The 26,923-nt window shown below is 52.5% G+C and carries 25 protein-coding genes; 17 read left to right on the plus strand and 8 right to left on the minus strand.

The genetic code is table 11. The annotated features are described in order from the left end of the window. The first annotated feature begins 93 nt into the window (after positions 1 to 93). A complete protein-coding gene (locus tag LVJ85_RS12515; protein WP_244740130.1) occupies positions 94 to 1,953 on the plus strand; it encodes an acyltransferase family protein in 1,860 nt (619 codons plus the stop codon). A gap of 72 nt (positions 1,954 to 2,025) precedes the next feature. On the opposite strand, the gene LVJ85_RS12520 is transcribed toward LVJ85_RS12515, so the two are convergent. Both LVJ85_RS12520 and betB read right to left on the minus strand, forming a co-directional pair. Then, entirely contained in the window at positions 2,026 to 2,304 is a 279-nt protein-coding gene (locus tag LVJ85_RS12520; protein ID WP_244740132.1) for a hypothetical protein, read from the minus strand. 87 nt (positions 2,305 to 2,391) lie between these two features. Next, the gene (gene betB / locus LVJ85_RS12525; RefSeq protein WP_244740134.1) at positions 2,392 to 3,855 is read right to left on the minus strand and encodes a betaine-aldehyde dehydrogenase; all 1,464 of its coding nucleotides are present in this window, start codon (positions 3,853 to 3,855) and stop codon (positions 2,392 to 2,394) included. Positions 3,856 to 4,189: 334 nt separating this feature from the next. On the opposite strand from betB, the gene LVJ85_RS12530 reads away from it, so the two are divergent. Then, positions 4,190 to 4,873 (plus strand): 2,3-diphosphoglycerate-dependent phosphoglycerate mutase, encoded by a 684-nt coding sequence (locus tag LVJ85_RS12530; protein WP_244743225.1) that lies wholly within the window; start codon positions 4,190 to 4,192, stop codon positions 4,871 to 4,873. A gap of 178 nt (positions 4,874 to 5,051) precedes the next feature. Next, on the plus strand, positions 5,052 to 7,331 hold the full coding sequence (gene metE / locus LVJ85_RS12535; protein ID WP_244740136.1) for a 5-methyltetrahydropteroyltriglutamate--homocysteine S-methyltransferase: 2,280 nt from the start codon (positions 5,052 to 5,054) through the stop codon (positions 7,329 to 7,331). Between the two features lie 77 nt (positions 7,332 to 7,408). Here metE and pyrH read toward each other — a convergent pair whose 3' ends face one another. The 4 genes from pyrH to LVJ85_RS12555 form a co-directional block, all read right to left on the minus strand. After that, on the minus strand, positions 7,409 to 8,128 hold the full coding sequence (gene pyrH, locus LVJ85_RS12540; RefSeq protein ID WP_054600429.1) for a UMP kinase: 720 nt from the start codon (positions 8,126 to 8,128) through the stop codon (positions 7,409 to 7,411). A gap of 276 nt (positions 8,129 to 8,404) precedes the next feature. Continuing rightward, positions 8,405 to 9,259: a translation elongation factor Ts gene (gene tsf, locus LVJ85_RS12545; RefSeq protein ID WP_085360038.1), complete on the minus strand. Its 855-nt coding sequence runs from the start codon at positions 9,257 to 9,259 to the stop codon at positions 8,405 to 8,407. Between the two features lie 137 nt (positions 9,260 to 9,396). After that, positions 9,397 to 10,122: a 30S ribosomal protein S2 gene (rpsB, locus tag LVJ85_RS12550; RefSeq protein ID WP_085363721.1), complete on the minus strand. Its 726-nt coding sequence runs from the start codon at positions 10,120 to 10,122 to the stop codon at positions 9,397 to 9,399. Positions 10,123 to 10,286: 164 nt separating this feature from the next. Then, positions 10,287 to 10,490 (minus strand): hypothetical protein, encoded by a 204-nt coding sequence (locus LVJ85_RS12555; RefSeq protein ID WP_244740138.1) that lies wholly within the window; start codon positions 10,488 to 10,490, stop codon positions 10,287 to 10,289. A 219-nt stretch (positions 10,491 to 10,709) separates the two neighbouring features. Here LVJ85_RS12555 and LVJ85_RS12560 point away from each other — a divergent pair, with 219 nt between their 5' ends. Beyond that, positions 10,710 to 11,288: a gamma carbonic anhydrase family protein gene (locus tag LVJ85_RS12560; RefSeq protein ID WP_244740140.1), complete on the plus strand. Its 579-nt coding sequence runs from the start codon at positions 10,710 to 10,712 to the stop codon at positions 11,286 to 11,288. A gap of 49 nt (positions 11,289 to 11,337) precedes the next feature. Then, positions 11,338 to 12,306 (plus strand): DUF4349 domain-containing protein, encoded by a 969-nt coding sequence (locus LVJ85_RS12565; RefSeq protein WP_244740142.1) that lies wholly within the window; start codon positions 11,338 to 11,340, stop codon positions 12,304 to 12,306. A gap of 84 nt (positions 12,307 to 12,390) precedes the next feature. Here LVJ85_RS12565 and LVJ85_RS12570 read toward each other — a convergent pair whose 3' ends face one another. Continuing rightward, entirely contained in the window at positions 12,391 to 14,988 is a 2,598-nt protein-coding gene (locus LVJ85_RS12570; RefSeq protein ID WP_244740144.1) for a TonB-dependent receptor, read from the minus strand. Positions 14,989 to 15,174: 186 nt separating this feature from the next. Between LVJ85_RS12570 and LVJ85_RS12575 the strand changes: the two genes are divergently transcribed. Then, positions 15,175 to 15,363: a hypothetical protein gene (locus tag LVJ85_RS12575; protein WP_244740147.1), complete on the plus strand. Its 189-nt coding sequence runs from the start codon at positions 15,175 to 15,177 to the stop codon at positions 15,361 to 15,363. A 243-nt stretch (positions 15,364 to 15,606) separates the two neighbouring features. After that, a complete protein-coding gene (frr, locus tag LVJ85_RS12580; RefSeq protein ID WP_054600055.1) occupies positions 15,607 to 16,164 on the plus strand; it encodes a ribosome recycling factor in 558 nt (185 codons plus the stop codon). 33 nt (positions 16,165 to 16,197) lie between these two features. Here frr and LVJ85_RS13385 read toward each other — a convergent pair whose 3' ends face one another. Further along, on the minus strand, positions 16,198 to 16,320 hold the full coding sequence (locus LVJ85_RS13385; RefSeq protein WP_255733922.1) for a hypothetical protein: 123 nt from the start codon (positions 16,318 to 16,320) through the stop codon (positions 16,198 to 16,200). On the opposite strand from LVJ85_RS13385, the gene LVJ85_RS12585 reads away from it, so the two are divergent. From LVJ85_RS12585 to lpxA, 10 genes are all read left to right on the plus strand, one after another. After that, positions 16,282 to 17,031, plus strand: a complete 750-nt coding sequence (locus tag LVJ85_RS12585) for an isoprenyl transferase (RefSeq protein WP_244740149.1) — start codon at positions 16,282 to 16,284, stop codon at positions 17,029 to 17,031. The two genes, LVJ85_RS13385 and LVJ85_RS12585, sit on opposite strands and share 39 nt — an antisense overlap. A gap of 3 nt (positions 17,032 to 17,034) precedes the next feature. Then, positions 17,035 to 17,832, plus strand: a complete 798-nt coding sequence (locus LVJ85_RS12590; protein WP_244740151.1) for a phosphatidate cytidylyltransferase — start codon at positions 17,035 to 17,037, stop codon at positions 17,830 to 17,832. Between the two features lie 54 nt (positions 17,833 to 17,886). Then, positions 17,887 to 18,645, plus strand: a complete 759-nt coding sequence (locus LVJ85_RS12595) for an SIMPL domain-containing protein (protein ID WP_244740153.1) — start codon at positions 17,887 to 17,889, stop codon at positions 18,643 to 18,645. A 66-nt stretch (positions 18,646 to 18,711) separates the two neighbouring features. Beyond that, complete coding sequence (gene ispC / locus LVJ85_RS12600) at positions 18,712 to 19,902, plus strand: 1-deoxy-D-xylulose-5-phosphate reductoisomerase (protein WP_244740156.1); 1,191 nt, start codon at positions 18,712 to 18,714, stop codon at positions 19,900 to 19,902. A 224-nt stretch (positions 19,903 to 20,126) separates the two neighbouring features. Then, the gene (rseP, locus tag LVJ85_RS12605; protein ID WP_244743227.1) at positions 20,127 to 21,467 is read left to right on the plus strand and encodes an RIP metalloprotease RseP; all 1,341 of its coding nucleotides are present in this window, start codon (positions 20,127 to 20,129) and stop codon (positions 21,465 to 21,467) included. Between the two features lie 5 nt (positions 21,468 to 21,472). Then, positions 21,473 to 23,872 (plus strand): outer membrane protein assembly factor BamA, encoded by a 2,400-nt coding sequence (bamA, locus tag LVJ85_RS12610; RefSeq protein WP_244740158.1) that lies wholly within the window; start codon positions 21,473 to 21,475, stop codon positions 23,870 to 23,872. A 34-nt stretch (positions 23,873 to 23,906) separates the two neighbouring features. Next, the gene (locus LVJ85_RS12615; protein ID WP_370686924.1) at positions 23,907 to 24,419 is read left to right on the plus strand and encodes an OmpH family outer membrane protein; all 513 of its coding nucleotides are present in this window, start codon (positions 23,907 to 23,909) and stop codon (positions 24,417 to 24,419) included. Between the two features lie 94 nt (positions 24,420 to 24,513). Then, positions 24,514 to 25,569: a UDP-3-O-(3-hydroxymyristoyl)glucosamine N-acyltransferase gene (lpxD, locus tag LVJ85_RS12620; RefSeq protein WP_244740160.1), complete on the plus strand. Its 1,056-nt coding sequence runs from the start codon at positions 24,514 to 24,516 to the stop codon at positions 25,567 to 25,569. Positions 25,570 to 25,571: 2 nt separating this feature from the next. Then, on the plus strand, positions 25,572 to 26,027 hold the full coding sequence (fabZ, locus tag LVJ85_RS12625; RefSeq protein ID WP_244740163.1) for a 3-hydroxyacyl-ACP dehydratase FabZ: 456 nt from the start codon (positions 25,572 to 25,574) through the stop codon (positions 26,025 to 26,027). Between the two features lie 75 nt (positions 26,028 to 26,102). Then, positions 26,103 to 26,879 (plus strand): acyl-ACP--UDP-N-acetylglucosamine O-acyltransferase, encoded by a 777-nt coding sequence (lpxA, locus tag LVJ85_RS12630; protein WP_115134229.1) that lies wholly within the window; start codon positions 26,103 to 26,105, stop codon positions 26,877 to 26,879. Positions 26,880 to 26,923 lie beyond the last annotated feature (44 nt).

Consider the following 26,923-nt stretch of genomic DNA (forward strand, 5'->3'; position numbering starts at 1 on the left):
GGATAAATAAATCTAATAAATCAGTAAATTATCACATTGTTATTTAATAAATTTAATCATCATAAACTCTTCTCTGCTAAAGATATTTCCCTAATGAGCAAAGAACTAAAATATCGCGCCGATATAGATGGTTTACGCGCTATTGCCGTATTGGCAGTCATTGTTTTTCATATCAATAACCAGTGGATGCCGAGCGGTTATTTAGGTGTCGATATTTTTTTCGTTTTGTCCGGTTATCTGATTACCAAAATCATCAGCAAAGAAATGCTGCGCGGCAGCTTTTCTTTTATTGATTTTTACAAACGGCGAGCAAAACGCATTTTGCCGGTATTTATTTTCGTGCTTTTGTGTACCACGATTGCCGCTGCCATTTTTTTCCTCCCCGCCGACTTCAAGCAATACCTTAAATCTACGGTCGCCTCGCTGATGTTTGCCGCCAACCTGTTTTTTGCACGGCGCGGCGGTTATTTCGAGGTTTCATCTGCGGAAAGACCTTTGCAGCACATTTGGTCTTTATCGTTGGAAGAGCAGTTTTACTTTGTGTTTCCCGTTTTACTGTTGGGCTTTTACCGTTTCAGACCCAACAGCAACGGGCGCAATTTTATTATTCTGTTAATCTCGCTCAGCCTCCTCTCCGCTTTCTTGCCCACTTTCGGTATGGATGCTTACTTCCTGCCTCATGTACGCGCTTACGAATTGCTGATCGGGTCGCTGTTTGCCTTTATCCCCTCTTTAACAAAGCGCATACCCAATATACTCAATTGGGCGATGTTGGCCGTCGTTGCAGCTATGCTCTTTCTTCCCGGCGGTTTGTTACCCGGAGGCGGCTACATCGAACGCCTGCTCTGCTGCTTTGCCGTCGGTTTGCTGATTTACTCCGGTGCTCAAGCGCAAACCCAACACGGTTTTAATGCATCCAAACTGCTTTGCCATCGTGCCCTTGTCGGTATCGGCTTAATCTCATATTCGCTGTATCTGTGGCACTGGGTGGTGCTTTCAATCATGCGCTATGTGTATATGGACTACGATTTGCCGGGCGGAGCCATTATTTGTGCCGTGATCGCAACGTTTGTGCTGTCTGTGCTTTCGTACAAGCTGGTGGAATCTCCCGCCCGCCATATCAAAAACTTTACCGACAAAAAATTCACTCTGAGCATGGCCGCCTATTTCGCGCTACTCGCACCGATAGCCGCCTATCTCTTTACTACAAAACCGACACAGTTTGAAAATGAATTTGATTTGGCCGTCAGCAGTAAAATCTGTGCGGACGATATTCACAAAACCGATTGCGCCGTAGGTTTTAAAACCGGCAGGCCGTCTGAAATTATCGTTATCGGCGATTCCCATGCCGCCCACTTTGAAGAATTTTTCGACAAAGTCGGCCAACATGAAAAATGGTCTGCCGATATCGTTTCCTCCAACAGTTGCGCCGCCGTATTCAATTTCCGCCTGCCCGCCGACGACCGCCGCGCAGAACGCTGCAACGAATACACCGACCACATTGCAAACCGTGTGAAAGACTATCCCAACGTGTTCATTGCCGGCCGCTGGTTTTTACATTACGACAAACCGGATTATCTGCAATATTTCGAACAAACCCTGCAAACCCTGCTCAAAGACGGCAAGAAAGTTTACGTATTTGCCGATACGCCCATGTCGCCCCAAATTCCGTTGCGCCGCTACTATCTGAAACAACGCCTCGGATTAGACGTCGACTATGTTTCAGAGAGAAAAAAGGCCGAAGTCAAACGCTCGGCAGAAGCCGACAAATTGATCGAAGATATCGTTAAAAAATATCCCGAAGTTAAATGGGTCGATGTAAGCGCTTATATCCCAGAAGACAAAACCATCAACGGCCTGCCGATTTACCGCGACAATGATCACCTAAACCCCTATGGCTCGCGCAAACTGGCAGAAATGTATATCCGCGACCGGCAGACTTTGCTGCAATAAGCCGCCATCCGAGTCTGCATCAGGCTTAGAGGCCGTCTGAAAAGATGATGTGGGTGTGGATTATTTAGAAAGCTAATCCAAACATTCGACATGAATGTCATACATATGCTTCTGCGCCTGTGCCAACAAGCTATCCCATTCTTCAGACGGCATCACGTCGTAGCCCAGACGGGCTAAAGCCCGGTCGAGCGTGTCCTGCAAAGCCCATACGGCGCGCCGCTCTTCTTCCGTCCACGTTTCGTATTCGCGCAGGGCGGAAAGCCTGTCTGAAAGCGTTTGACACAACATCAGCACATGGCCGAGGCTGAGTTCGACGTTTACTGTGTGCCGCATGGAATGGTCGGGCTTCATGGCAATCCTTTGGGATGAAAGGCCGTCTGAAAAATAAGAAGTATCGGTTTTTCAACCGGCCTGAATTAAACTGCTTTTCAGACGGCCTCAAAACACAGATTGATAATCCCCCAGCTCCACCAGCACCGATTTGGTTTGGGTGTAGTGCATCAGCGTTTGGACGCCGTTTTCGCGGCCGATGCCGGATTGTTTGTAGCCACCCACGGGCATTTGTGCGGGCGATTCGCCCCAAGCGTTGATCCAGCAGATGCCTGCCTGAAGCCGGCCGACGATGCGGTGGGCGCGTTTTACGTCGGGCGTAACCACGCCTGCGGCCAAGCCGTATTCGGTGTTGTTGGCGCGCACGATCACTTCTTCTTCGGTGGTGTAGGCCAAAATGCTCATCACGGGGCCGAAGATTTCTTCGCGGGTGATGGTCATGTCGTCGGTGCAGTCTGTGAACACGGTGGGCGCAACGTAAGCGCCGTTTGCCATGCCGTTTTCTTTCAGACGGCCTCCGCCCGCTAAAAGACGCGCGCCTTCGGCTTTGCCTTTTTCGATATAGGCCAACACTTTTTCCATGTGCGGAAAACTCGCCAACGGGCCGAAGTTCACGTTTTCGTCGAGCGGGTCGCCGGCGCGGATGCGGGCTACGCGCTCCAACACTTTGGCTTCAAACGCTTCTTTTTTGTTCACCGGCACAAACACGCGCGTGCCGTTGGTGCAGACTTGGCCGGAGCTGTAAAAATTGGCCATCAGGGCAATGTCGGCGGCGAGGTTTAAATCGGCGTCGTCGCAAATAATCAGCGGTGATTTGCCGCCCAACTCCATCGTCACTTCTTTCAGAGAAGACGCGGCGGCCTGCGACATCACTTTTTTGCCGGTCGCCACGCCGCCGGTAAACGATACTTTGGCAATCTGCGGGTGGTTACTCAAAGCCTCGCCCACGCGCCAATCACCTTGAACGATGTTGAATACGCCGTCGGGCAGTCCGGCTTCGGTGAAAATTTCCGCCAGTTTCAGCGCGCCGGCGGGCGTAACTTCGCTGGGTTTGAAAATCATGGCGTTACCCGCCGCCAACGCAGGCGCGGCTTTCCACATGGCAATCTGAATCGGATAGTTCCACGCGCCGATGCCGGCCACCACGCCCAACGGCTCTTGGCGGGTGTAGGCAAATGCGGTATCGCGCAGGGGAATTTGGCGGCCTTCGATAGCCTGCGCCAAACCTGCATAATATTCAATCACATCCGCGCCGGTCACGATATCGACATACAGGGTTTCAGACAGGGGTTTGCCGGTATCCAGGGTTTCGACGCGCGCCAACTCGTCGTTGCGTTCGCGCAGAATGGCAACGGCTTTGAGCAGGATGCGGCTGCGTTCCACAGCAGTCATCGCCGCCCAAACTTTTTGGCCTGCTATGGCCGTCTGAACGGCGGTTTCGATTTCGGATGCGCTGCTTTGTTGAACGGTGGATAAAACCTCGCCGTTGGCGGGATTGATGTTGCTGAATGTTTCGGCTTGGGAATCGGCGGGAACATAAGCGCCGTTGATGTATGCGGTGAGTGTTTGCATGTGAACCTCTTTCGTCTTAAACGGTTCAGGCGGCCTGCCCGAACGTATCGCACGAATCGGCAGTCAGGTTCTAGGCTCTGCAAACAGTATTGAAAAGCGGCTAACTGCCGTATATTGTGCGCAAAAGTGAATATTTTTACCTTATTGAAGCGAATTTCATTTTTACCATAACATATTTTCATAGCTGTGTCATGGCAAAGCCCTAAGCCCGAAAGCCGTTTTTTTTCAGACGGCCTCACCGAATCTGCACGCAAATACACAGCGCCAACCGGCAACGGCGGGGGCAAAATATGTTATAAAGGTGTTTTTCAAACCTACAATTTGGAGCGACATGATGGAATTAGTATTTATCCGCCACGGGCAAAGCGAATGGAACGCCAAAAACCTGTTCACCGGCTGGCGCGACGTGAAGCTGAGCGAACAAGGCATGGCCGAAGCCGCCGCTGCCGGTAAAAAACTGAAAGAAAAAGGCTATCAGTTCGACATCGTCTTCACTTCCGTGTTAACCCGTGCCATCAAAACCTGCAATATCGTGCTGGAAGAATCCGACCAATTGTGGGTGCCGCAAATCAAAACATGGCGCTTAAACGAACGCCACTACGGCCAGCTTCAAGGCTTGGATAAAAAACAAACTGCCGAAAAATACGGCGACGACCAAGTTCACATCTGGCGCCGCAGCTACGACACCCTGCCGCCGCTGCTCGACCCGGCCGACGAATTTTCCGCCCATAACGACCGCCGTTACGCCCACCTGCCCGCCGATGTCGTGCCCGACGGCGAAAACCTGAAAGTTACCCTCCAACGCGTACTGCCCTTCTGGCACGACAAAATCGCCCCCGCCATTTTAAGCGGCAAACGCGTACTCGTCGCCGCCCACGGCAACAGCCTGCGCGCCTTGGTGAAACACATCGAAGGCATTTCCGACGACGACATCATGGGCGTGGAAATCCCCACCGGCCAGCCTTTGGTTTATAAATTGGACGAAAATTTGAAAGTCGTGGATAAATTCTATTTGTAATCCCCGTTTTCATCATAAACACCCTTCGAGGCCGTCTGAAAAATATTCAGACGGCCTCTTCACATTAAATCCATTCATACAGCCATGCAAATAACTCGTTTGCGCCTTGCCCGAAAAACCTTCAAGATACGACCATCTGAATAAGCATCTGCAATTGATTTAACAACAGGAGTTGAACATGAACACATTTCATCTGTCCGGCTACCCGCGCATCGGTGCGAAGCGCGAGCTGAAATTTGCCGTTGAAGCCTTTTGGAAAGGCGCGAAAAGCGAAGCCGAGCTGCAAGAAGTTGCCGCCGAAATCCGCCGCCTGAACTGGGCGACCCAAAAAGCCGCCGGTGCCGATTTGCTGCCCGTGGGCGATTTCTCTTTCTACGACCACGTTTTAGACCTGCTCTGCACTTTGGGCGCGATCCCCAAGCGTTTCGGTTTCGACGCGGCTAATCTGAGCCTGCCCGAATACTTCCAACTGGCGCGTGGCAACGCCACCCAGTTTGCGATGGAAATGACCAAATGGTTCGACACCAACTACCACTACATCGTACCCGAGTGGCACGCCGACACCGAATTCAAAGTCAACGCTAAAAATCTGATTGCCCAAATCAAAGAAGCCAAAGCGCAAGGCCACGACATCAAGCCTACTTTGGTCGGCCCGCTGACTCTGCTGTGGTTGGGTAAAAAGAAAGAGGAATTCGGCTGCCGCGTAGCCACCCTGTTGCCGAAACTGCTGCCCGTTTACGCACAACTCTTGCGCGAACTGGCCGCCGAAGGTGTGGATTGGATTCAAATCGACGAGCCGATTTTGGCCGTTGACGCGCCCAAACCTTATCTCGACGCTTTCTCCGCCGTGTACAAAGAACTGGCCAACACCGGCGTGCGCATCATCATCGGCACCTACTTTGCGACCGTAGCCGAGCATCTGAACCTGCTCAAAGCCCTGCCGGTACACGGCGTGCACATCGACTGCGTGCGCGCACCTGAGCAACTCGCCGTATTCGCCGACGCGTGGCCGGAAAACAAAGTATTGTCCGTCGGCCTGATTGACGGCCGCAACGTATGGCGTGCCAACCTCTCCAAAGTGATCGACACTTTGGAGCCGGTAAAAGCCAAACTGGGCAACAACTTGTGGATCGCTCCTTCCTGCTCGCTGCTGCACAGCCCGCAAGACTTGGCCGTGGAAGAAAAACTGGACGGCGAAATCAAATCTTGGATGGCGTTTGCCGCACAAAAACTGGTTGAGCTGGGCGTAGTCAAACAAGCCTTGGCACACGGCAAAGACAGCGTGAAAGACGCGATTGCCGCTTCCGATACCGCCGCTGCCGACCGCGCCACCAACAAAAAAATCCACAACGATGCCGTAAAAGCACGCGTAGCCAACCTGCCTAAAGGTGCCGATCAACGCAAATCACCGTTTGCCGAGCGCATCAAAGCCCAACAGGCTTGGATGAACCTGCCCGTATTGCCGACTACCACTATCGGCTCGTTCCCGCAAACCACCGAAATCCGCCAAGCCCGCGCCGCCTTCAAAAAAGGCGAACTCTCCGCAGCCGATTACGATGCAGCGATGAAAAAAGAAATCGCCTACTGCGTGGAAGTGCAGGAAAAATTGGAGCTGGACGTGCCGGTACACGGCGAAGCCGAGCGTAACGACATGGTGGAATACTTCGGCGAGCAACTGGCCGGCTACTGCTTCACCCAATTCGGTTGGGTGCAAAGCTACGGCTCACGCTGCGTGAAACCGCCCATCATCTTCGGCGACGTTTCCCGCCCGAACCCGATGACCGTTTACTGGTCTTCATACGCCCAAACCCTGACCAAACGCCCGATGAAAGGCATGCTCACCGGCCCGGTAACCATGTTCAAATGGTCGTTTGTGCGCGACGACATTCCGTTGAGCGAAGTCGCCAAACAAATCGCCTTGGCCTTGAACGACGAAGTGTTGGATTTGGAAAAAGCCGGCATCAAAGTGATTCAAATCGACGAACCCGCCATCCGCGAAGCCATGCCGCTGAAAAAAGCACAATGGGACGAATACCTCGCATGGGCCTGCGAATCTTTCCGCCTGTCGTCCACCGGCGCGGAAGACAGCACCCAAATCCACACCCACATGTGCTACTCGGAGTTTAACGACATCCTGCCCGCCATTGCCTCTATGGATGCCGACGTGATTACCATCGAAACTTCGCGTTCCGACATGGAATTGCTTACCGCATTCGGCGACTTCAAATACCCGAACGACATCGGCCCGGGCGTGTACGACATCCACAGCCCGCGCGTACCGCAAGCCAAAGAAATCGAACACTTGCTGCGCAAAGCCATGGACGTGGTGCCGGTGGAACACTTATGGGTCAACCCCGACTGCGGCCTGAAAACCCGCGTCTGGAAAGAAACCATCGAGCAGCTTGAAGTGATGATGGAAGTAACCAAAAAACTGCGTAGCGAGTTAGCTGCCAAATAAAGCCAAGTCTGTGAAATAGAGAAGTGAGGCCGTCTGAAACAGCAAATGTTTCAGACGGCCTGAACTTTCTCTAAGAATCAGCAATGCACCAACGTGCCTTCGTCTTCGCCGGCAATCACGCGCTTCAATGCGCCGTCTTTGGCAATACCGAATACAACGATATTCAGCTTCTGCTCACGGCACAGGGCGAAAGCGGTGGCATCCATCACGCGCAGGTTTTTGTTGATGGCTTCGTCGAAAGTAATGGTTTGATAACGGGTGGCCGACGGGTCTTTTTTAGGGTCGGCGGTATAAACGCCGTCAACATTGGTGGCTTTGAGCATGATATCGCAGTTCATTTCCGCACCGCGCAATGAAGCGGCTGTGTCGGTGGTAAAGAAAGGGTTGCCCGTACCGGCGGCGAAAATCACGACCTTGCCCTCTTCCAAATATTGGATGGCTTTGGGGCGGGCGTAGGTTTCGGCAATCTGCTGCATGCTCAAGGCGGATTGTACGCGGGCTTTGATGCCCAGCGATTCGAAAGCGTCTTTCAAGGCCAGTGCGTTCATCACGGTAGCCATCATGCCCATATAGTCGGCAGTGGCGCGATCCATGCCTTGGGCTTGTGTGGCGACACCGCGGAAGATATTGCCGCCGCCAATCACTACGGCAACCTGCACGCCCATGTCTACGACTTCTTTCACTTGTCCGACAATCTGCATAATGGTGTCGCGGTTGATACCGAAAGCGTCTTTACCCATCAGGGCTTCGCCGGAAAGTTTTAATAAAACGCGTTTATATTTGGTTTGCTGTGTCATGGGATACCTTGCTTTCTTCGGGTTGCGGGGAGGCCGTCTGAAACCGTTTCAGACGGCCTGTATGTTTTATTTGGTGAAAAGGATACTGCACTGATTGTAGTGCGTTTTTCAGGGCTTTTCAAAGCGTTAAGTCAAATCTCTGGCGGTTTGTTTTCTGCCCGTAGGCAACGTTGCGGCCTGCGGGTTTTGCCTATAAACGGCAGGCCGTCTGAAAAATGCCCTCAAAAAAAAGCACCCGATTCGATAAGAATCTGAGTGCTTTGTTTTTCATAAGCTTTATACTTTCGCAGCGGCAGCTACTTCGGCAGCGTAGTCTACAACGGCTTTTTCGATACCGTCGCCTACTTTGTAACGTACGAAGCTGATTACTTCCGCGCCGTTTTCTTTCAGGAATTGGGCTACGGTTTGGTCAGGGTTCATCACGAATGCTTGGCCGTTCAGGGTAACTTCAGCCAAGAATTTTTTGATGCGGCCTTCAACCATTTTTTCGGCGATTTCGGCAGGTTTGCCTGATTCGATGGCTTGTTGGGTGTAAATGCGGCGTTCTTTTTCAACGGTTTCTGCATCTACTTCAGCTTCAGACACGCATTGGGGTTTGGCGGCAACGATGTGCATACCTACTTTGCGGGCAACGTCTTCGGCACCTTTGAATTCAACCAATACGCCTTCGGTAGCCAAAGCACCGTGGATGTAGGCGGTCAGGCTGTTGGCGGTTTCGATAACTTGGAAACGGCGTACAGACATGTTTTCGCCCAATTTGGCGATGATGGCTTTGCGCTCTTCTTCAACCAATGCGCTCAGTTCTTCAACAGAAGCGGGCTTTTTGGCAACGGCGGTTTTGGCAACAAAGTTGGCAAACTCTACGAAGCCGGCGTCTTTTGCTACGAAGTCGGTTTCGCAGTTTACTTCAACCAAAGCGCCTACATTGCCTTCGATAGCGTAAGCCAATACGCCTTCGGCAGCGGTACGGCCGGCCAATTTACCGGCTTTGGCGCCTGATTTGATGCGCAGGATTTCTTCGGCTTTTTCGATGTTGCCTTCGGCTTCAACCAGTGCTTTTTTGCACTCCATCATGCCCAGACCGGTAGCGGCACGCAGATCGGCAACCATTTTTGCAGTAATTTCTGCCATTTTGAATCTCCTAGAAATTTGGGAAGCACGGTTTGTGGTGCTTGTGAATCTTTGTGAGGCCGTCTGAAAAGGTATTTCATGTATTTTCAGACGGCCTGTTTCGAGAAAAGGGGCATGAAGCCCCTTTTTGAAAAGCCTTATTCGGCAGCGGCTTGGGCAGCGGCTACGGTTTCTTGGATGGCTTGGTTTTTGCCTTCCAAAACGGCATCGGCCATACCGCGGCAGTACAGGCGGATTGCTTTGGCAGAGTCGTCGTTACCGGGGATAACGTATTTCACGCCGTCGGGGCTGTTGTTGGTATCTACTACGGCAATCACGGGGATGCCCAGTTTTTCAGCTTCAACCAGAGTACCTTTTTGGTAGCCGGTGTCGATCACGAAAATCGCGTCGGGCAAGCCTTTCATGTTTTTGATACCGCCCAATGAACGCTCCAGTTTTTCAACTTCGCGTTGCATTTCCAAAATTTCTTTTTTGCTGTAACCGCTCTCGGCAGCGTTTTCCAAAGCTGCGGTTTTTTCTTCCAAGCGTTTGATGGATTGTTTAACGGTTTTGTAGTTGGTCAGCATGCCGCCCAACCAGCGGTAGTCAACGAAAGGCATACCGGCACGGGTAGCTTCTTCGCGGATGATGTCGCGGGCTTGGCGTTTGGTACCTACAAACAATACGGTACCTTTGTTTGCAACCAGACGGCGAACGGCTTCTTGCGCTTCTTGGAACAGCGGCAGGGTTTTTTCCAAGTTTACGATATGGATTTTGTTGCGCGCGCCGAAAATGTATTGCTCCATTTTCGGGTTCCAGTAACGGGTTTGGTGGCCGAAGTGAACGCCTGCTTCCAGCATCTGGCGCATAGTAACTTGTGACATAAATTTTCCTTAAAAGGGTTAAAGCATACACTTTGTCGCATAGAACTTACCGAAGTAAGCACCCTTTCGCGCAAAGTGCGGGCGTTTGAGTTAACAATAAAAAATGATTCCGCCGAAACGGAAACCGCGGAATTATATAAGATAAGATGCCGTCTGAAAAGTGCTTATTCGGGTTTGCGGTTTGACTGCTGTTTTTCCAGCCATTTGATGCGTTTGTTGCGCCGCCGTGTTTTAACGACCCAAAAAGTAAACAGGCTGGGCAACACCGCCCAAAATACGAGATAAATCAAGGCGCGGGCAATAGTGGGCTGGGCGGCGGAAAATAAAACGGCTACGAATAGATAACCGATGGCGATAATGTGCCACATGATGATCCTTTCATCTGAATGCGGGGTCGGCTTATTTTATCCTCAATCAATCCGTTTGCGGTCAATCCGATAACCCGAACGCGCCCGCTTCGCTGCCGTTTGGCTGTGCGATGTTTTCAGACGGCCTGTTTGGGCTAAGATGCGCGATGTTCGGCTACAATACCAACCAAGAAGCCTTCAGGCCGTCTGAAAAACCATTTACCCGTCGAGGAGAACGATATGAATGTCCGCCCTTATCTGGAGCATTTTCCGAACATTGATGAAAGTTGCTACATCGACCCGGTTTCCGCCGTGATCGGGGAAGTTTCGCTCGCGCAAGACGTGTCGATATGGCCATTTGCGGTGCTGCGCGGGGATGTGAACAGCATTACCATCGGCGCGCGCAGTAATGTGCAGGATTTGAGTATGCTGCACGTTTCGCACAAAACGGCGGCCAAGCCGAACGGTTCGCCGCTGGTGATTGGCGAAGACGTAACCATCGGCCACAAGGTGATGCTGCACGGCTGCACCATCGGCAACCGCGTGCTGGTGGGCATGAATACGGTAATTCTCGATGATACGGTTATCGAAGACGACGTGATGATCGGAGCCGGCAGCTTGGTGCCGCCGCGCAAACGCTTGGAAAGCGGTTATTTATATGTCGGCTCGCCCGTTAAACAGGTGCGCCCGCTGACGGACGACGAAAAAGCATTTTTAGTATATTCGGCGCAGCACTATATGCGTGTGGCCGCCAATCATAAGAAAACTTTGGCGGAGATGCCGTCTGAAAACGCGCCCTCCGCTGCTCCCAATAAATAAACAATCAAAACGTACTTTATTTCACTTGTTTCATTACAAAGGTATCAACATGAACACTCGCCGCCTTGCCTATATTTCATTGTTGGGTTCGCTGCTGCTGACTGCGTGTGGCGGCAGCGAAAACAACAGCCATTTTTCCTCCGACGCACAAGCCCCGGCTGCTGCCGTAGCGGAGACGTCGTCCGACCAAAAGGCCGCCGAATTGACGCCGAGCGCGGTAGTTGAGCAAAAAATAGAAGGCAGGCAGCTTGCCGTAACGGCGGACATTGATTTCCAAACCGCCGACACGCGCAAAACGGCAACCGATATCGAAGCGCTCACCGCCAAACACGGCGGCTTCGTTGCCTCCAACACGATTAATGCCGACGTCCGCAGCACCGATTCTTTCCCGCAAACCGACGGCACGCTGCTCGAAATCAGCCGCTACACCTACCGCGCCGATTTAGTGGTGCGGATTCCTACCGACAAAGCTTCCGAATTTCTGCGCGACATACAAACACACATTACATTTTTGAATAACCAGCATTTTTCCGCCGAAGACGTGAGCCTTGATTTGCGCAGACAGGCTTTGGAAGCGCTGCGCCAACAGCAGCTTGCCGACCAATTGGCAGATGTGAAGCAGTCTAGCGAACCGTCCGACAAAAAAGATTCGGCGCAAGTAACCCGTTGGCAGTTTGACGCCAAAGCCCAAAAAGAATACGCCGAGTTGGAAAAAGCTTATTGGCAGGACAAAGTTGACTTCGCCACCATACAGCTTCACTTCAACCAGCCCGAAACGGTCATCCGCCGCAGCAGACCGAATCCCGAAACCTTGGCCAAGCAGTCCGAACCGTCGTTCTTTGAACAAATCCTGCCGATGCTGGAAAAAGGCTGGTATCTGTTCCAAAACATTCTCTTAGTTATCGTAGCCGGATGGCCGCTGTGGCTGCTGGTCGCACTTATCTGGTTCGGCAGACGCTTGTGGGCACGAAACAAAAGCAGCAGTGAAGAAAAAGAAGAAAACGACAACCAAGAGTAAATAAAGCCTTGATGTGCGTTTAATCGAATATAGGCCGTCTGAAAAACAGTTTTTCAGACGGCCTGATACTTCAAACTACCGCGCTTAGAACTTCACATTCACACCAAACACAAAATTGCGTCCCGGCTGCGGCACATACGGCAGGAAGGAGTTGTGGATGTAGATTTTCTGATTCAGCAGGTTATTGCCGTTTAAAGACAATTTATAGCTGCCCCACTTCGTGCGCTTGTCGTAGGCGATGCCGGCATTGAGCAAGTGGTAGCCTTTGGTTTTATCTTCACTGATGGGTTCGGTCGTCAAATCACGGCCTTCGATGCCTTCTGCTTGATCGATTTCTTTTTCATCTCTCGTTTTTTCACGGACAAACTGTGAATCGGATGTTTTGTTTTGCGTAAAGACATGGGTGTATTCCAACGAAGTCGACCAGTTCGGCCCCCAACCTTTTTCCCAGCGGAAACCGATGCGGGCTGGCGATACGCGCGGCGCATTGCGGTTGGGGCGGGCAATGGTCTGTACGCCTAAGGATTCGGGTTCGCATTCTTGATTCAAACCTTCTTCATCTTTACAGGGCCAATTAGGGTCTACAGTCCAATCGTAATCGTCGTCTTCATCGTCATGGCGCGGATTCGGATTACGAAACATTTCTTTGCCGCGTACTTTAGGCAAGTTGAACAGTTTGCCGCGCACATAATCGCCGAAGAACGTCAGCTTGTTGCCCGGCGCGAACGAATAGCCGACTTCTCCTTCGATACCGTGAAAACGCGCCTGAGACTGGATATAGCGGCGGGTATGGATATTACCGTCGCGGCGGATGGTTTCGCTGTGAATAAAATTGCGGAAACGGTTACGGTAAGTACTCAATTTCACGTCCCATTTGTCAGAAGCGTGCCGCCAGCTTAATTCTACATTGTTGGAATTTTCTTTTTTCAGCTCTTTATTGCCGAACTCGAACGAATTGGTAGCCAGGTGCCGCCCATGATAATAAAGCTCCATCGGCGAGGGCAACCGCTCATTATGGGAAGCGGTAAAAGCCAAACGGTCGCTCAGGCTGAAATTCCACAAAGCCGTTCCTGAATAGGAAAAGGCTTTTTCTTTACGCGGGCTTAAATCGGGAACAGCCTTACCCGGGCCGGCAAACGGAGGGGCTGCCAGCACGGCATGGTCGTAATGTACGGGAATACGCTGTTTTTCCCAACGGGCGGCAGCTTCGAAAGTGAAATCTTTGTAACGGTACTGCTCCAGCCCGAACAGGCTCAGACGGCGGTCGGTATGGTCGGGCAGCAGACGGCGGCGGTAGGCGGCATCGGCTCCGCTCGGAAAACCGGGACGTGGCAGCGGTGCAATTTCGGCACTTCCACGCAATTTGGAAAACTGTACGCCAACCATACCCTGCAAACCGGCAACCGGCCGGTGGTAAACTTCCAAACGGCTGTTGAAACCGGTGGTATCAAACACACTCTCAGGCTTTCCTTTCAAAGCTTCGGCGGCTTGTTTGCGCCGTTCCTGAATATGGCGGTTTTCGCCTTTCTCGGCATAAAATTTACCGTCGTGCAACTCATCGTGGTGGTATCGGGCATGGGAAAGCGCCAGTTTCAGTTTTTCCACTCCGGCAAAGGGCTGCCGCCATTCGCCGCGCACGTCCCAACGTTTGGAGGTCATATCCACCATCGGGCCGTCCGAACTGTGGTCATGATCGTGGCCGTAGGGATTTTCGTGGCTGTGTTCCGGATTATGTTCATGTCCCAAACCGCCGTGACTGTGGGCATAACCCAAATCGCTTTCGTCCATCAGATGCGGATACGCGTTCAGATAACGGCGCTCCGTACGCGAACCGTCGGCGGCGATATTGAAAATATGCATCGAAAGTGAATCGAGCATATGGTTGTGGCCGGGCAACCCGTATTTATCGCGGCGCACACTATACGATGCACCCAAATAGCCTTGCTCGCCCACCCAAGATATGCCCGCCGTACCGACTTTGGAACGGTTGTGCGAATCGGGCAGATATTTCAGACGTTCTCCCAAATTGATACCCGGCACACGGTAGTTTTCGGATTTTCGTGCCAAACCTTCGGCACGCACGGCAACATTGCTGCCCAAGCCGAACGTAACGCCAGCATTCAAAGCTTTTTCACGCGCAGCCGTATCAAAACGCAATGCTGCCTCACCTTCCATACCTTTTTTCGGCATATGGTCAGGGATTCGCTTGTCCACCACATTAACCACACCGGCCGGGGAAGCTGTCGAATAAAGCAAAGTAGGCGTACCGCGCACCAACTCGACCTGTTGCGCCAACAGCGTATCGGCGGCAACGGCATGATCGGGCGACAAACTCGACATATCCACCACATCCGAGCCGTTTTGCAGAATTTTAATCCGCACGCCCTCTTGCCCGCGAATCACCGGCGCACTCGCACCACCGCCGAAAGGATTGCTGTGCACGCCCAATTCTCCGGAGAGCGCATTACCCAAAGTGGCGGAACGGCTTTTAAACTTCTCGCCGTCAATCACCACATCCGAAGCCTTGCGGCTGCCGCTGATAAACGACTGCGGTCTCAACTGGCGTTTACCGACCACAGTCACCTCTTCAAGTGTTTGTTGATGTTCTGCCCCAACATCCGCCCATACTTGCGTGCTCAGTATCAGCAGCAGGGGAGAAACGCTAAATTTGAAATGTCGCATAGTTTATTTTTAGCAATGTTATAAAGTAACACAATATTTTAAGTTTTGTTTACTCAAATAGCAATATCTTTACCCGCTCTTAATTTTTAATTACCCGATTCAACTTACCATGCAGGCAAAACAACAAAAAGCGGAGCAACATGCAATTTGGCCTAGAGATTTAACGCTCATGCAGGAGAAAGCAATATGAACGAAACGACCGAATGGGAAGAGCGGCAGAAAAGCATCAGCCAAGTGATTGAAGAGTTAAAAACCTTTGAAGACCAAGAGCTTGTTGTAGTTGTAACGGCAGACGGAGGAGAAACCTTTAAAACCGTTAAACTGATCAGCAAAGGGTTTGATGGCGATAAAGTGTATTGCGTCCTACATATTTAATCGTGCGTGAGATTGTGTTGCCGTAGGCTTACGGTAAGGCCGTCTGAAATAAACGCTTACCCTTGCAAAAAATGCACGAAAATACCCTACAACGATAAGTCTCGCAACAGCCTCCGTGCTTGTCGGAAACGGCCAAGCGCGGTACTATGGTTCGTTATCCTGCTGCAAAGGCCGTCCGAACTATGCGGTGCAGTCAGATTCAATATTTATCTTATTGATTTTAATAATTTTGAAAGAGTAAAAATGATTAACGACATTCAAAAAACTGCCGAAAGCAAAATGCAGCGTTCGCTGGAAGTATTGCGTGAAAATCTGGCCAAAGTGCGCACCGGTCGCGCCCACACCGGCCTTTTGGATCAAGTGGAAGTGGAATATTACGGCAGCCCCGTATCTGTGAGCCAAGTCGCCAACATTACCCTGCTGGATGCCCGCACCATCGGTGTGAAGGTGTATGAAAGCAATATGGCTGCGGCGGTAGAAAAAGCCATCCGCGAATCGAATTTGGGCTTGAATCCTGCCGCGATGGGCGACGTGATCCGCGTACCGATGCCGATGCTCACGGAAGAGCGCCGTAAAGACTTGATCAAAGTCGTGCGCGGCGAGGCTGAAGAAGGACGCGTAGCCATCCGCAACGTGCGCCGCGATGCCAACAACGATTTCAAACGCTTGTTGAAAGACAAAGAAATTTCCGAAGATGATGCACGCCGCGGCGAAGATCAGATTCAAAAGCTGACCGACAAATACATCGGCGAAGTCGATAAGATGCTGGCAACCAAAGAAGAAGACCTGATGGCGATTTAAATGACGGCATAAGGAGAGGCCGTCTGAAAACTTTTAAAGCTTTTCAGACGGCCTGAACACCATCTTATCCGCCACTCTTGCCGCACCGACCTTACCCTCAACGTCAAAGGGACGCAGATGATCAGCAGCACGCAGACCATTTTGGAACATACTCACATACCGCGCCATATCGCCGTGATTATGGACGGCAACGGCCGTTGGGCGAAAAAGCGTTTTCTGCCCCGCGTGATGGGACACAAGCGCGGCTTGGACGCTTTGGAAAATATGGTAAAACGCTGCGCCGAATTGGGCGTGCAGTATCTGACCGTGTTTGCGTTTTCCACCGAAAACTGGCGCCGCCCCGAAGACGAAGTGTCTTTTCTGATGGGATTGTTTTTGCAGGCGCTGCAAAAGCAGGTGCGCCGTTTGCATGAAAACAATATGCGTGTGAAGGTAATCGGCAACCGCAGCCGTTTCAGCGAAGACATCCGCCAAGGAATCGAAGCGGCGGAACAGCTCACTGCCGCCAACACAGGTTTAACGATTACCGTTGCTGCCGACTACGGCGGCCGCTGGGATATCCTGCAAGCCGCCAACCGCTTGATTCAGGAAGGCGTAACGGAAATTACCGAAGAGCTGCTGGCGCAACATCTGATGCTGTCCGATGCACCCGAGCCGGATTTGTTTATCCGCACCGGCGGCGAAACCCGCATCAGCAATTTTCTGCTATGGCAAATGGCTTATGCCGAACTTTATTTTACCGATACCTTGTGGCCGGATTTCGACGATGCCGCTTTAGACGCCGCCATCCGCTCGTTCCAAACCCGCGAACGGCGCTTCGGCCGCACATCCGAGCAGCTTCCGCCCGAACAGCAACGGAGTGAATAATCCATGTTGAAACAACGCGTTCTTACCGCTTTGGTTTTACTGCCCTTAATGCTGGGCATGCTGTTTTGGGCTTCAGACGGCCTGTGGGCGTTCTTCACCGGCCTGATTGCGCTGTTGGCTTTGTGGGAATACGCCCGCCTCAGCGGCATGGAAAAAGCCCAAAACCATCACTTCTTGGCCGCCACCGCATTTTTCGGCCTGACCGCCTACGCGGGAGGATGGACGCTGCCGGTGTTTTCATGGGTATTGGTGCTGGCCTTTTGGTTGGTAATCATGCCTTTGTGGCTGTATAAAAAATGGCCGTTGAAAGCAGACTGGAAAGCCTACGCCACAGGCTTGATGTTGATGCTGCCTTTCTGGTTCGGCCTGAACACGCTGCGCCCGGACGCAGATTCCGCCGTTTCGCTCTTGGCCATCATGGGCTTGGTGTGGGTGGCCGATATTTTTGCCTACTTCTGCGGCAAAGCGTTCGGCAAACACAAACTCGCCCCTTCCATCAGCCCCGGAAAAAGCTGGGAAGGCGCAATCGGCGGCGCATTGTGCGTGGCGGTTTACATGATTTTGGTGTGGAACGCCGGCTGGCTGGCGTTTGATGTGTCGTGGTTCGGCGCCGTGTTGGTGGGATGGGTGCTTACCGCCGTCAGCATAGGCGGGGACTTGTTGGAAAGCTGGTTCAAACGCTCCGCCGGCATCAAAGACAGCAGCAATCTGCTGCCCGGCCACGGCGGTGTGTTTGACCGTACTGACAGCCTGATTGCCGTATTGAGCGTTTACACGGCCATGATGGCAGTATTCGGCTAAACGGGCGGTATGATTTTCAGACGGCCTGATAAAGATTTACACGAGGAGATGAAAATGTCGGAAAAAACTTTTTCAATGTCAAAAGGCTTGGGCACCTTGGGCGGCCTGCTCGCAGCGGGTTTGATTGTGGCGGCTTTCGTGCTCGGCACGCAGTTTAAAAACTTCCGCCAACCCGGCACGATTACCGTAAAAGGCTTGGCCGAAAAGAATTTCCAATCCGACCAAGCCTTGTGGAATACGTCTGTCAGCCTTCATGCTGACACTTATCAGGAAGTTTTGGACGCCCTCAAAAAACAGCGCCCCAAGCTGAAAAAATTCTTACTCGAACAAGGCTTTGCCGAAAACGAAATCCAAACCGGCACGCCTGAAATTACCCGTGCCTACATCACCGAATACGACGAACACCGCAACGAACGCCGCGTTCCCAGCGGCTACGACGGCACGCAAACCATTACCGTACGTACCGACAAACTGAATAAAATCCAAGCAGCGCACAAAGCCATTCTCAACCTGCGCGCGCAAAACGAGTTTATCGACTTCTCCGACCCTCAATACCTGCTCGGCAACCTTGAAACCATCAAGCGCGACCTGATTAATCAGGCCACCCAAGATGCCCACAAACGCGCACAGGAATTTGCGAAAACCAGCAGCAGCAAAGTCGGTACCATGCGCTCGGCTTCACAAGGCTCGTTTAATATTTATGCCGACAGCGGCAAAGGTGCTGAAGATGAAGACTACGGCGGCACCTACGACAAATCCACCATCGGCAAGCAGGTCCGCTTGGTGGTAACGATTGAATACAATATAGATTAAGCAAAACCGAGGCCTCTGCAAAACCCGCTCCGCCCGTTTTCAGACGGCCTCATATCAAGAAACATCATGACACAACACGTTTTAACCATCCTCGGCAGCACAGGCAGCATAGGCGAAAGCACGCTCGACGTTGTCTCGCGCCATCCCGAAAAATTCCGCATTTTCGCCTTGGCCGGCCACAAACAAGTACACAAACTGGCCGCACAATGCGAACGCTTCAAACCTCAATTTGCCGTTGTGGCCGATGCCGAACACGCCGCCGCATTGGAGCAACTTTTAGAATCGGCCGAATGCAACACCGAAGTGCTGTACGGCCCGCAAGCGCTGATCGACATCGCCGCAGCCGACGAAGTGGACGGCGTGATGGCGGCGATTGTCGGCGCAGCCGGCCTGCCCTCCGCGCTGGCTGCCGCCCGCAAAGGCAAAACCATCTATTTGGCCAATAAAGAAACGCTGGTCGTTTCCGGCGCCCTGTTTATGGAAACCGCGCGTGCCAACGGCGCCAAAATCCTGCCGGTGGACAGCGAACACAACGCCATTTACCAAGTATTGCCGCACGACTATTCAGGCCGTCTGAATGCGCACGGTATCCAATCCATCGTACTCACCGCTTCGGGCGGGCCTTTTCTCGATACCGATCTGGCCACCTTCGACCACATCACGCCTGCGCAAGCGGTCAAACATCCGAATTGGTCGATGGGTCAAAAAATCTCCGTCGATTCCGCCACCATGATGAACAAAGGCTTGGAGCTGATCGAAGCGCATTGGCTGTTTAACTGCCCGCCCGACAAGCTCGAAGTGGTTATCCATCCGCAAAGTGTGATTCACAGCATGGTACGCTATCTCGACGGCTCAGTATTGGCGCAAATGGGCAATCCCGACATGCGCACGCCGATTGCCTATTGCTTGGGGCTGCCCGAACGCCTCGAATCGGGCGTAGGCGCGTTAAACTTCGGCACTTTGTCCGCCCTCACCTTCCGCGAACCGGATTTCAAACGCTTCCCGTGCCTGAAACTCGCTTACGAAGCGATGGAAACCGGCGGCGGCGCGCCGTGCGTACTCAATGCCGCCAACGAAGAAGCCGTTGCCGCGTTCCTCGCCGGAAAAATCCGCTTTACCGACATCGCCCGCATTGTGTCGCACTGCTTGGAGCAAGGCTTTTCAGACGGCATCGGCGACATCGACAGCCTACTCGCACAAGACGCGCTCACCCGCATTCAAGCGCAAAAAGGCATCAGCGCATTGGTCATGAAATAAACCGGCGGCGGCAACAGCACTTGAAAATTTGCCGATAATTTACAGGCCGTCTGAAACCAATATGCATTTTACCGGCCTAATGGTTTTATAAAGTTCTGTAATCATTGTGCAAACCCGCTTGTTATATCCGCCGCTTCTTCTTATACAATGAAACATTTTTCAGACGGCCTCTAAGCAAACAGGCCGTCTGAAAAAAACATACAGCAATATTTTGGGGAATTATGTTGAACACCATACTGGCTTTTATCGTAGCCATTTTGATTTTGGTCAGCCTGCACGAGTTCGGCCACTACATCGTCGCACGCTTGTGCGGCGTGAAAGTTGTGCGCTTTTCTGTGGGCTTCGGCAAACCGTTTTTAAAGAAAAAACGCGGCGACACCGAATGGTGTTTGGCGCCCATTCCGCTGGGCGGCTATGTAAAAATGGTCGATACCCGCGAAGACAATGTGTCTGAAGCCGACCTGCCCTACGCCTTCGACAAACAGCACCCCGCCAAACGCATCGCCATTGTGGCGGCCGGCCCGCTGACCAATCTGATTTTGGCCGTATTGCTGTACGGCCTCAGCTTTTCATTCGGCGTGACCGAACTGCGTCCTTTTGTCGGCACCGTAGAACCGGCCAGCATCGCCGCCCGCGCAGGCTTCGTGCCGGGCGACAAAATCCTGTCGGTCAACGGCGTTGCCATCGACAAATGGTCTGACGCGCGCAATGAAATCGTGTTGAATTTGGAATCGGGCAAAGTCGATATTGCCGTCGGCACGCCCACCGGCGGCAATGCCGTGCGTTCTATTAATGTTGCCGGCACGCCGGAAGTGGAAAAAGTGATCAAGCAGCAAGGCCATATCGGTTTGCTGCCGGTTAAAATCACCAACACTCTCGGCCATGTTGCCGCCGACAGCCCCGCAGAACGCGCAGGCTTGCAAAAAGGCGATACCTTGCTGGCAGCCGACGGCCGCCAAATCCACACTTGGGCGGAGTGGTCGGAAATGTTCCGCCGCAGCCCCGGTAAAAACCTTACCATCCAATACGTCCGCAACGGGCAAGTAGCCGAAACCCATCTGCGCCCCAACTCTGAAGAACTTTCAGACGGCACCTTAATCGGCAGAGCCGGCGTAGCACCCCAAAGCGACGAAGCTTGGATGAAAAAAATTACCCACGAATACCAACCCGGTTTGGCAGAAGCTTTCCAAATGGGTTGGGAGCGAACCGTCAAATACTCCACCATGACGGTGCAGTTTTTCGGCAAACTGATTACCGGCCAAGCCTCGTTGAGCCACATTTCCGGCCCCGTAACCATCGCCGATGTGGCGGGCAAAACCGCCGAACACGGTTTGCAGAGTTATTTGGAGTTTCTGGCGCTGGTCAGTATCAGCTTAGGAATCATGAATTTATTACCCGTGCCTGTTTTGGACGGCGGTCATTTGGTGTATTATGCCGCCGAGTGGATACGCGGAAAACCGCTGAGCGAACGCATACAGGCTATCGGCGTACGCTTCGGCCTTGCCGTCATGTTACTGATGATGATGGTGGCTTTCTTTAACGATATAACCCGTTTGTTTGGATAAATGTTATGAAATTGAAACAGATTGCTGCAACCTTAACGTTAATCGGCCTCTCGCCTTTGGCACTGGCCGACTTCACCATTCAGGATATCCGAGTAGAAGGCCTGCAACGTACCGAACCCAGCACGGTATTCAACTATCTGCCCGTTAAAATCGGCGACACCTTTACCGATGCCAAAAGCGAAGAAATCATCAAAAACCTGTATGCCACCGGCTTCTTCGACGACGTGCGCGTAGAAACTCTGGGCAATCAGGTATTGCTGACCGTAGTGGAGCGCCCCACCATCAGCAGCCTGAACGTTACCGGCGCCAAAATGCTGCCCAACGACGCCATCAAGAAAAACTTCGATGCCTTCGGTTTGGCACAATCCCAACCTTTCAGCCAAGCCACCCTCAACGAAGCCGTAGCCGGTTTGAAACAGGAATACATCAACCGCGGCAAACAGTCGGTGGAAATCACCCCTACCGTATCCAAGCTGGCGCGTAACCGCGTAGCCATCGACGTTAAGATTGAAGAAGGCAAAAGCACCAAAATCGTCGATATCGAATTTGAAGGCAACGAAAAATATTCAGACCGAAAACTGCGCAAACAAATGTCGCTCAGCGAAAAAACCATTTTCAGCTGGCTGACCAAAAGCAATCAGTTTAACGAAGAAAAATTCGCCCAAGATATGGAGCGCGTAACCGAGTTTTACCAAAACAACGGTTACTTCGAAGCCCGCGTATTGGATACGCAGATTGATACCAACGAAGACAAAACCAAACAAACCATCACCGTAAAAGTGCATGAAGGCCCGCGTTACCGCTGGGGCAAAGTACAAATCGAAGGCGACACCCGCGAAGTAGCCAAAGAAGATTTGTACAAAATGCTGAAAATGAAAGAAGGCCGTCTGTACGAGCGTCAAAAAATGGTCGACAGCCTTCAATCCATGCAGACAGCCATGGGCAGTGCCGGTTACGCTTTTAGCGAAATCAACGTACAACCCTTGCCCAACCCCGAAACCGGCGTCGTGGATTTCGTGTTGAATGTCGAGCCGGGCCGCAAAGTTTATGTGAATGAAATCAACATTTCAGGCAACAACAAAACCCGCGACGAAGTAATCCGCCGCGAGCTTCGCCAAATGGAAGCCGCCCCTTACGACGTTTCCAAACTGCAACGTTCCAAAGAACGCGTAGAATTGCTCGGCTACTTCGATGATGTACAGTTTGACGCCAAACCGGTCGAAGGCACGCCCGACCAAGTGAATCTGGACATGTCACTGAAAGAGCGTTCTACCGGCTCGCTGGATTTGAGCGCAGGCTGGGTACAAGATACCGGCTTGGTATTATCCGCCGGTGTGGCGCAAGACAACCTTTTCGGCACGGGTAAATCCGTTTCCGCCCGCGTGTCGCGCAGCAAAACCACCCAAAATGCCTCACTGTCGTTTACCGAGCCTTATTTCACCTCCGACGGCGTGAGCTTGGGCTACGACGTTTACGGCAAAGTGTACGACCCGCGTAAATCCTCTTCTAGCACGCACCAATACAAAACCACCACACTCGGCACAGGCTTGCGCATGGGTATTCCGGTTACCGAATACGACCGCGTGAACCTCGGCGTAGGTGCGGAACACCTTACCGTGAACACCTACGAAGGCGCACCCAAACGCTACCGCGAATTCATCAGCGAACACGGCAAAGGCGCCGACGGTATCGGCAAATTCAAAGGCTGGGTATATAAAGGCAACATCGGCTGGGGCCGCAATAAAACCGACAACGCCTTGTGGCCGACACGCGGCTACCTGACCAACGTCAACGGCGAAATCGGCTTGCCGGGCAGCAAATTGAAATACTACACGCTGACCCACAACCAAACCTGGTTCTTCCCGTTGAGCAAAGAACTGACCCTGATGCTGGGCGGCGAAGTCGGCTACGGCAACGGCTACGGCAAAACCAAAAACATGCCTTTCTTTGAAAACTTCTACGGCGGCGGTTTAGGCTCCGTGCGCGGTTTCGAGAGCGGCACTTTGGGGCCGAAAGTGTATGACCGCTTCGGCGACGTTATCAGCTATGGCGGCAACAAAAAAGCCAACGTGAGCGCCGAGCTGCTGTTCCCGATGCCGGGCATCAAAGATTCCCGCACCGTACGTTTGAGCCTGTTTGCCGATGCCGGCAGCGTGTGGGACGGCAAAACGTATAACAACAGCAGCAGCGATCCGTTCCACTCTACCGGTGCGGCGCAAAACGTTTACGGTAAAGATGCCGTACACAAATCAACGTTTAAAGAAGAATTGCGTTACTCTGCCGGTGCGGCCGTAACCTGGCTGTCGCCGCTTGGCCCCATGAAGTTCAGCTATGCCTATCCGATCAAGAAAAAACAAGGCGATGAAATCCAACGCTTCCAGTTCCAACTGGGTACGACTTTCTAATTCGGAACAGGCATCCAAGCTAATAAGGAAGGTTATGAGTAAAACATCACATTTTATGAGCCGCTTTGCCGTTGCCGCATTGGGTTTCAGCCTGATGGGCAGCGCAGTTGCCGCCGAAGGTGTGCAAAAACTCGGTTTCATCAACACCGAGCGCGTTTATCAGGAATCCAAGCAGGCACAACGCATTCAGACGACGCTGGAAAAAGAATTCGACAGCCGTCAGAAAGCGTTGGAAAAAATCCGCAAGGAAGGCGAAGCCGTCGAGAAAAAACTGGCTTCGGGCAAACTTTCCCCAAGCGCCCATGAAGCCGCCGTGCGTGAGTTGGGCGAATTGGTACAGAAATTCCGACTCCAGCAAGCCCAGCTTGCCGAGGAATACAATCTGCGCCGCAATGAAGAATTTGCCGCCCTCCAGCAAAATGCCAACCGTGTCATCATCGATTTGGCGAAAAAAGAAGGCTACGACCTGATTTTGCAAGACGTGATTTACGTCAACAGCAAATACGATATTACCGACAGCGTGATCAAAGCCTTAAACGCACGCTAACCGCAGGTGCCTGTCGGCAAACCGTCATTCCGTTTCAACAAAGCGGCTGAGGTTTGTCATTACAGGCAGCTGTTTTTTCAGACGGCCTTAATACATGACTCCAGCTTTTTACACCTTATCGCAAATTGTGGCCGAATTAGGCGGCGAATGGCGCGGCGAAGACATCAGCATCGCTGCGGTACAGCCTTTGGCAGACGCCACTGCAGACCACATCAGTTTTCTGGCCAACCCCAAATACAAGGCCGACGTTGCCGGCAGCGCAGCCGGTGCCGTGATTGTCAGCCCGAAAACCGCCGACGAATTTCCCGGCCGCAACCTGATTGTGGCGCAAGACCCTTACCTGTATTTCGCCAAAGTTGCGCGTCTGTTTTCGCCCGTAGTAAAAGCCGTAGCCGGCATACACCCGACCGCTGTGGTCGAACCCACCGCCACCGTGCCCGCAAGCTGCGAAATCGGCGCACACGCTTATATCGGCGGCAACACCGTTTTGGGCGAAGGATGCCGCATTTTGGCCGGCGCCGTGGTCGAACACGACTGTAAACTCGGCAATGAAGTCGTCATTCATCCCAATGCCGTGATTTATTACGGCTGCACACTGGGCAACCGCGTGGAAATCCACAGCGGCTGCGTCATCGGTGCCGACGGTTTCGGCTTGGCTTTTGCAGGCGACTCTTGGTTTAAAATCCCGCAAACCGGCGGCGTTACGCTGGGCGATGATGTAGAAATCGGCTCCAACAGCAATATCGACCGCGGCGCCATGAGCGATACCGTGGTCGGTAACGGCACCAAAATCGACAATCAGGTGCAAATCGGCCACAACTGCAAAATCGGTTCGCACACCGTGATTGCCGCGAAAACCGGTATTTCAGGCAGCGTTACCATCGGCAATTACTGTATTCTCGGCGGCGGCGTCGGCACGGTCGGCCATATCGAAATTGCCGACAAAACCACCATCGGCGGCGGCAGCAGCATTACCCACAGCATCAAAGAAAGCGGCCAGCACATTGCCGGCCCCTACCCGATGCAGACGCACAAAGAATGGGCGCGCAATGCCGTCCACATCCGCCACTTGAGCGAAATGAACAAACGCATCAAGCAGCTTGAAAAAGCGCTTGAAATCCCGCAATCCGCTGAAAATAATAAGGAATAACCATGGATATTACCCTCCCGATTGAAGCTAAAGACATCCAGAAGCTGATTCCCCACCGCTACCCGTTTTTGCTGCTCGACCGCATCACCGCTTTTGAATCCATGAAAAGCCTGACTGCCATCAAAAACGTGAGCATGAACGAGCCGCATTTCCAAGGCCACTTCCCCGATTTCCCCGTGATGCCGGGCGTGTTGATTATCGAAGCGCTGGCACAGGCTTGCGGCACATTGGCCATTTTGAGCGAAGGCGGCCGCAACCCCGAAGAAATCTACTTCTTTGCCGGCATCGACAACGCCCGCTTCAAGCGCCAAGTGATTCCCGGCGACCAACTCGTTTTTGAAGTGGAGCTGCTGGCCAACAAACGCGGCATCGGCAAATTCAAAGCCGTGGCCAAAGTAGAAGGCCAAATTGCCGTAGAAGCCGAAATCATGTGTGCCAAACGCGCAGTAGAACTATAAATACATGTATGAATAAAGGCCGTCTGAAAACATCTGCAACTTTTCAGACGGCCTTTCACAGAAGGAAAGCCTCCTATGAGCTTAATCCACCCGACCGCCGTTATCGACCCCAAAGCCGAGCTTGATAGCAGCGTTAAAGTCGGCCCTTACACCGTGATCGGCCCGAACGTACAAATCGGCGCCCACACCGAAATCGGCCCTCACGCCGTGATTGACGGCCACACTACCATCGGCGAGCACAACAAAATTTTCCAGTTTGCCAGCTTGGGTGCACAACCGCAGGATAAAAAATACCGCGACGAGCCGACCCGTTTGGTTATCGGCAACGGCAACACCATCCGCGAATTCACCACCTTCAACACCGGCACCGTAACCGGCATCGGCGAAACCCGCATCGGCGACGACAACTGGATTATGGCCTATGTGCACCTCGCGCACGACTGCGTGGTCGGCAACCACACCATTTTCGCCAACAACGCCTCATTGGCAGGCCACGTTACCATCGGCGACTATGTGGTACTCGGCGGCTACACGCTGGTTTTCCAATTCTGCCAAATCGGCGATTATGCGATGACGGCCTTCGCCGCGGGCGTCCATAAAGACGTACCGCCGTATGTGATGGCTTCCGGCTACCGCGCCGAACCCGCCGGTTTGAACACCGAAGGCATGCGCCGCAACGGTTTCAGCCCCGAGCAAATCAGCACGGTTAAAAACGTGTACAAAACACTTTACCGCCAAGGCTTAAGCTTGGAAGAAGCCAAAGCCGAAGTGCTGAAGCAAGCCGAAACCGCACCGGAGCTGGCCGTATTCAAAACCTTCTTTGAAACATCAACGCGCGGGATTATCCGCTAAGCTGCCGTCTGAAAAACACCATACGGTTTTCAGACGGCCTCGGA

The organism is Neisseria sp. Dent CA1/247 (genome assembly GCF_022870825.1).
GTDB classification, from domain to species: domain Bacteria; phylum Pseudomonadota; class Gammaproteobacteria; order Burkholderiales; family Neisseriaceae; genus Neisseria; species Neisseria zoodegmatis.